This window comes from Paenibacillus sabuli, from assembly GCF_014705605.1.
Classification (GTDB): Bacteria; Bacillota; Bacilli; order Paenibacillales; family Paenibacillaceae; genus Paenibacillus_D; species Paenibacillus_D sabuli.
Map to the genome: position 1 here is coordinate 46,525 of NZ_JACXIZ010000005.1, position 7,879 is coordinate 54,403.

Genomic DNA, 7,879 nt, shown 5'->3' on the forward strand with positions numbered 1-7,879 from the left:
GTGCCGGGAATAACGGGATGACGGTCCGTTTGGTCCGCGACGGGAGGAGAGTCTGAACATGAAAAAAAGGAACAAGCTCTGGATGACGTTTATGGCAACGTTGCTGCTGCTGGGAGTAGGCCTGCCGGCGCCTGCAGGGACGGTATCGGCATATGCGCCGGAGCTGCAGTGGCAGGAGGTATATGCTCCGAATGCGAGCGGGCAATGGTTCCATAAAGTCGTGTGGGCCGACGATCAATTCGTTGCCGTCGGTGCAGGCGGGAAGGCGCTGACTTCGCCGGACGGCGTGGTCTGGACGCAGCAGGCGACAGGCACGACCGCAGAGCTGACGGATCTGACATACGCCGGCGGCAAGTATGTCGGCGTTGGCTATGACGGGACGGTGATTACATCGAATGACGGGGTGGATTGGTCCACTCAGCAGCTAGAGTCCGATTATGTGAATCCCCTAGCCACCTATTATTTGGGCAATGTGCTGTGGGATGGTTCGCGCTATATGGTTACGTCTTCCTACTCTACGTTATTTATATCCGCAGACTTGGAGAATTGGACAGAGCTGGAGGCTTCGAACAGCAACAAGATCCTCTATGTGGATGGCCAATATTATAATGTGTATGCCAAGGACAACAAGGCGCTCATACAAAAATCGTCGAATGGCGGAGCAACCTGGGTCGATGTGTACAATGCTGCCCCGGGCGTGCTGTACGACATTGCGTATGCGAATGGAACCTTTGTGGCGATTGGACGTTCTATGACGGGTTGGGACTTGAACGACACGACAATCATTCTGACTTCGAATGACGGGGAGAATTGGAATGAACAGACGGAGATGCCCGATCGCATCCCAAGAAGCATTGCGTGGGTCAACGGCGAATTTATCCTCAGCGTCTCAATAGCGAATGAGAATCGAAGCGCCTTGCTCTACTCAAGCGATGCCGTAAACTGGACGGAGCATAGCACGGGCTTCGGGAGCGGGAGTGTCAAGAGCATCGCGTACGGTCCCGGCTACTACGTGGCGGTCGGGTACACGAGCGGCACCCAGGCGTTCTACCGTTCCGCAGTCGACCCGCTAGACAGCTTGCAGATCGGGGGAACGAGCGCTACACAGGTGTCCCTGCAATGGGATGCGCCTGTCGGGGCGAACGCCATTCGACTGGAGTACAAGTCGACAGGCGACGGTATATCCGCCTGGGCGGAAGCGACGACGCTGGATGACCTCACGTTGACTTCGACTGCGGCGACCGTCTCCGGATTGCAGTCGGGGACCAGCTACGACTTCCGCGTGCTGGCGATTGGCGGAACGAACGACGGGTATTCCAATGTCGCGACCGCCCAGACCGATGCTGTCCCGATTAACGATCTTACAGTCGAATCGGTTACGGCCGAAACGGCGGATCTAAGCTGGACGGCGGCTTCGCTTGCGACCGCTATTGCTGCCCAATATTCGGCAGATCATGGCGCGACATGGGAAGTCGCAAAGACAGAGAATACGTACATTAACCCGACTGCGGGCGGCGCGACGGTGACAGAGCTGACTCCCGGCACCTCCTACTTGTTTCGCTTGATTGTCACAGGCGGGGAGAATGCAGGGGAGTCGAATCATGCGGCAGAGACAACCCCGCACTTGCAAGTGACGGATCTGTCCAGCAATCCGTATTTCGGAAGCACGGCGACTACCGTCGAGCTGTCGTGGACGCCGGCCATGAACGCCGATAGCGTTGCAGTCGAGCAGTCTCCCGGCGGGGAGGGCGCCTGGCAAACGGCTGAATTGTCAGGGCCGATCGCGCCGGATGCGGGCGCGGCCACAGTTACCGGCTTGGCGCCTGCCACAGCCTACGATTTTCGGCTGTCGGTCACCGGCGGGCATCACGAGGGGTATTCCAACGTGCTTGCGGTGACGACGAAGACGCTGACGATCTGGGATTTGGCGGCGGAGGCTGAAGGGAACGATATTCACTTAACCTGGACGCCTGTTCTTGATGCGAGCTCTGCGACTTTGGAAAAACTCGCGAGCGGACTCTGGCAAGATGTCGACACAGGCATTGACGCTTCGGCAGGAAGCTATACCTTTGTGGGGGAAACCCAGACCTCGTATGACCTGCGGCTTACTATCACTGGCGGGCAAAGCGCAGGGGCATCCAACCAGGTCAGAGTAGGCACAAGCCTTGACACCGAATTTAAAATCGAGGGGTTTGATTCGACAAGCGCCTCCTTCAGTTGGGCAGAATTTCAGCAATATTATCCGAGGAGCGTGGCGTACCGCATAGTCGGTGCAGCAGACTGGGAGACGAAAACGTTGGCGACGAGCGCGCTGACGGCGACGGTATCCGGACTGGAGCCGCATACGGAATACGAATTCGCACTGTTCTCTACGGTCTTTTCGGCCTACTCGAATCGTGTCACGCTCACCACGCTGCCGGGGACGCATACGCTCGCGTATTCGACAGACGGCAACGGCAGCATCGATGGCGAGGCTGAGCAGACGATCGATCATGGAGCCGACGGCACGACGGTAACGGCTGTGCCTGATCCGGGCTATGTGTTCGTGCTGTGGAGCGACGATCTGACGACAGCTAGTCGAACGGACGAGGATGTCCAGGCTGATCTGAGCGTATCGGCCATCTTCGAGCCGGCGGACATCAGTGTCAGCTATGATGCCAAGGACGGGAACACCCCGACAAGCATGACGGCCCCGTTCGATTCCTTGCTGACCGAGCCGACAGCGCCGACCATGGTCGGTCATACGTTCGAGGGCTGGTACAAGGATGACGGGACTTTCCTGGAGGCATGGGATTTCGACAATGATCGCGTCCCGGCCACGAGTCTGACGCTGTATGCCAAATGGTCGCTTCTTTCGTACGCCGTGACGTTCGACACGGCCGGAGGCAGCGCGATCGCGGGGCAGACGATTGATCACGGCGCGTATGCGGAGCGACCGAGCACGGACCCGACGAAGGAAGGGTACACGTTCGCCGGCTGGTACACGAGCGCCGACTATGACACCGTCTTCGATTATGAGACAGCGGCGATTACGGAAGCGACGACGGTAGTAGCCCGGTGGACGTTGAACACGTACGCGGTCACGTTCGACACGGTCGGAGGCAGCGCGATCACGGGGCAGACGATTGATCATGGCGCGCACGCCGAGCGACCGGCTGCGGACCCGACGAAGGAAGGGTACACGTTCGGGGGCTGGTACACGAGCGCCGACTATGACACCGTCTTCGATTATGAGACAGCGGCGATTACGGAAGCGACGACGGTAGTAGCCCGGTGGACGTTGAACACGTACGCGGTCACGTTCGACACGGTCGGAGGCAGCGCGATCACGGGGCAGACGATTGATCATGGCGCGCACGCCGAGCGACCGGCTGCGGACCCGACGAAGGAAGGGTACACGTTCGGGGGCTGGTACACGAGCGCCGACTATGCCAGCGCCTTCGATTTTGAGGCAACGGCGATTACCGGACCGACGACGATCTATGCCGACTGGACGTTGAACACGTACGCGGTCACGTTCGACACGGTCGGAGGCAGTGCGATCGCGGGGCAGACGATTGATCACGGCGCGTATGCGGAGCGACCGGCCGCGGACCCGGTGAAGGAAGGCTACGCGTTCGCCGGCTGGTACACGAGCGCCGACTATGCCAGCGCCTTCGATTTTGAGGCAACGGCGATTACCGGACCGACGACGATCTATGCCGACTGGACGTTGAACACGTACGCGGTCACGTTCGACACGGTCGGAGGCAGTGCGATCGCGGGGCAGACGATTGATCACGGCGCGTATGCGGAGCGACCGGCCGCGGACCCGGTGAAGGAAGGCTACACGTTCGCCGGCTGGTACACGAACGCAGACTATGCCAGTGTCTTCGATTTTGAGGCAACGGCGATCACGGAAGTGACGACGATCTACGCTCGTTGGACGTTAAACACGTACGCGGTCACGTTCGACACGGTCGGAGGCAGTGCGATCGCGGGGCAGACGATTGATCACGGCGCGTATGCGGAGCGGCCGGCCGCGGACCCGACGAGGGAAGGGTATACATTCGCCGGCTGGTACACGAGCGCCGACTATACGACCGTCTTTGATTTCGCGGGCACGGCGATCGCGGAAGCGACGACGATCTATGCCCGGTGGGACGTGAACACATACACCGTCACCTTTGACGCGCAGGGAGGCAGTGGTGTAGAGGCTGTGACGGGAAACTACAACACAACGGTAGCGGAACCGGCGTCTCCCACGCGTGAAGGCTATACGTTCGTCGGCTGGTACAAGGATGAACAAGGCGGGGAAGCATGGGACTTCGCGGCGGACCGGATTCCCGCGACGGATATGAAGCTGTATGCGATCTGGTCGATGCTTCCGCCAGATATCCCGGTGCTTCAATCCGTCATGCCGGGTGATGCCGGCGTCACGCTTGACTGGGAGAGCGTTCCGTTCGCGGCCGAATATTATCTTTACCAGCGTGCGGCGAACGGGCAGTTCGATTTGCCTGCTGCCGTCGTTGCGGATACGGTCTATACGATCACCGGTCTGAACAATGGGGCGGAGTATTATTTCGTGGTGTCGGCCGTCAATGCGGGAGGAGAGAGCGGCTTCTCCGAAGAAGTGCGCGCTACTCCGCAAGTGCCCGCCCCCGGCGCCCCGGTGCTGCATGCGCCCGAGGCCGGCAACGCGCAGGTGCGGCTGACCTGGAGCGAAGCCACAGGCGCAACAGGATACAGTATCTATTACGGGGGATCAGGAGCCGTGGCGGATATGGAGCTGGCGACCGTTACGGATCATGTGTATGACTATACGATGACCGGCTTGACGAACGGAACAAGGTACTACTTCGCGGTGCGTGCAACGAACCCCGGCGGAGACAGTCCTTCTTCCAATATCGTGAGCGCCATGCCGCTGACGGTGCCATCGGCGCCGGGAGCTGTTGCAGCAGTCGCGGGTAACGGGCAAGTCACTGTCAGCTTCAGTATTCCGGCGGACGATGGAGGAGCCCCGATTACGGGCTACGAGATATGGGACCAGGAAGGCAATGTGGTCGCGCATGGCGCCTCCAGTCCGATCATCATCTCAGACCTGACGAATGGTGAGTCGTATCGGTATGTCGTCAAGGCGGTCAATCAAGCAGGGATAAGCGCCCCTTCCGAGGTGTCCAATGAAGTCGTCCCGCAGGCGCCTTCTTCCGGCGGAGGATCAGGGGATGACGAGACAGACAATGAAGGTAACGAAGGTCATGAAGGTAACGAAGGTCATGAAGGTAACGAAGACAATGAAGGCAATGGCGGCAATGAGGAACCAGGTTCCGGGACTCCGGTGAATCCTCCGCAAAATGAGTCGTCGGACAACGAGCAAGAAGCCATTCCGATTGACGTCATGATCAATGGGCAATCCGTCGACGCAGGACGCGCGGTCTTGACGAACGAAGACAACGTGCAGACCGTTACAATTGCTCTTGATTCGGCTAAATTGGAACAGCGTCTTGCGGAAGGGGAAATCATCGCACTCTCGATTCCCGTATCGATTGCATCCCATCGCGTGATCGGGGTCCTCAATGCGCAAATGGTCAAGAACATGGCGCAAAAAGAAGCGGCAGTTGAAATGATAACTGGAGATGCGTCCTATACATTGCCGGCGCGGCAGATCGATATTGACGGAATAGCGGCCCACTTCGGCGACGATGTTCGTCTAGAGGACATTGAAGTCCGGATCGAAATTTCGCCGCCCCTCGCCTTGCAGCTGCAAGAGATGGAGCGCGCGGCGGAGCAAGCTGGATTTACGGTTGTGGCGGCTCCTCTCCAATTTAACGTGACAGGTGTGTATGCGGACAGCGCAATTGACATTTCTACCTTCAATGCGTATGTCGAACGAACGGTGCGGATCCCGGACGATGTTGATCCCGAGCAAATCTCGACAGCGGTCGTCTTGGAGCCGGACGGCTCCGTAAGGCATGTTCCGACTAAGATCGTAGAGCGGGACGGCCAGTATTATGCCGTCATCAACAGTTTGACGAACAGCGTTTATTCTGTCATATGGAACCCGGTAGCCTTTGCCGATGTTGAGCAGCATTGGGCAAAAGATGCGATAAACGACATGGGCTCCAGAATGATTGTTCAGGGAACCGGAGACGGGTTGTTTCGACCGGATCAAGAGATGACGCGCGCAGAGTTGGCGGCGCTTGTGGTCCGAGGACTGGGGCTCAAGCCGGAGGGCGGAGCAGAGACGTTCACGGATGTGGAGGATGACGCCTGGTACCACGATGTGATCGCGACGGCTTATGCATTCGATCTCGTCCGGGGTTACGAGGACGGTACGTTCCGGCCGAATGAGAGAATCACGCGCGAACAGGCGATGACGATCATGGCCAGAGCGATGGAAGTGGCCTTGACAGACGATCAGCGTCCGCGCAAGACAACGGAATCGGTCCTCCGAGCATTTCGGGACGTGACCGACATCTCCGGCTGGGCGCTGCAGGGCGTAGTCGATCTGGTACAGGCAGGCGTTGTATCAGGAAGAACTGACGCAGTATTGGCTCCGAAAGATCACGTGACGCGTGCGGAGTTCGTAATCATGCTCGCGCGACTGCTTCGAGGATCAGACCTGATCTGATCTCCGCGAATGTCATCGCGCGTATATAAAAAGGGCAGCCCCTCAGGTCTATTGTTCGACCTTACGGGGCTGCTCCTTTTGTGTAAGAGAGTCACAGATAGCGCTATTGCTACACATGCAGGGTTAATCCATCCGCTCCATCGCGCGCAATAGTACGACGACCGCTTCCGCCCGAGTCAATCGATCGTACGGATCAAAACGATTTCCCGGCTGGCCTTGCATAATGCCGGCTTTCCACACGCCGCCGACCGCTCCTCTTCCCCATTGCGGAATAGAGGTGCCGTCCGCAAATTGAGCAGAAGCTTGTTCTGAAGCGCTCAACTGCAGCGCTCTTGCAAGAAAAATGGCGGTTTCTGTACGCGTAATGGTCTGCCCGGGTCGGAAGGCGCCGTCGGCATAGCCTTGCACGATTCCGGCCTGATGGGCTCGGGCAATCGCCGTCTCGGCCCATGCGGGAACGTCGGCTGCATCCGTAAAATAAAGATCGTCTGCCAGCGCGTCTGCCTGCGGGATGAACTGCGCTCTTGCCAACATGCTTACAAATTCCGCCCGGGTGACGGCACGGTCAGGTGCAAACGAACCGTCGCCGTCTCCCGATACCAGTCCCTCGCTCGCTGCTTGGAGGATGGAGGCCCGGGCCCAGTGGCGAGCGATATCGTGAAATGCAATGACGGGCGGTTCATCTACGGCAAATACCGCATATTGTCCGGTGTGCTGAATGGCAGCTATACAATTCGCGTTGTCTTCCTCGCAGCCCAGCATGTCCGTCCACTGCTCCTCTGTCTCGTCGTAACGGAATAACGCCAGTGTTTGACCGTCGTCTGAATCCGTACGCGCAAGCTTGATTTCAAGCTCTACCGGTTGTAGGAAGGTTCCTTCAAAATCGGTTTTCAATTCGTATACCGGACTTTGTATCGACATGTTGACCGGAAGTACAACAGCAATATTAGGTGTTTTTTGGACGGTCCATGTAAAGGCTCGATCATGGGTGCCGGCAGGCACTGAAATATTCAATTCGTCAAATGCCGTGCCGCTGCATCCCTCCAGCCCGCAATACAGACGATAGACACCGTCCGAGGTCTCGGGTAGCGGTGTAACAGGGCCGGGCAGTCTAGGCGCGACAATGATCTGTACGGCGGCCTGAAGGCCGTCCGTATTGATGGAGCCGGCGGGCGGGGTCAGCGTGCCGGTGAAGGTGTAGCTGCCCGCGGCGTCCGGATCGTAGGCGGGGGCGCCGCCGTCCCAGGCGACGGAGGCGCTGCCGCTGCT

Annotated in this window: 2 protein-coding genes; one reads left to right on the top strand and one right to left on the bottom strand. The window is 58.6% G+C overall.

Features of this window, described 5'->3' with window-relative positions:
• Positions 1 to 58 precede the first annotated feature (58 nt).
• Positions 59 to 6,610, top strand: a complete 6,552-nt coding sequence (locus IDH44_RS01515; protein ID WP_190914012.1) for an InlB B-repeat-containing protein — start codon at positions 59 to 61, stop codon at positions 6,608 to 6,610.
• 123 nt (positions 6,611 to 6,733) lie between these two features.
• Here the strand turns inward: IDH44_RS01515 and IDH44_RS01520 are convergent.
• On the bottom strand, positions 6,734 to 7,879 hold a 1,146-nt coding region (locus IDH44_RS01520; protein ID WP_190914014.1), incomplete at its 5' end, for an S-layer homology domain-containing protein.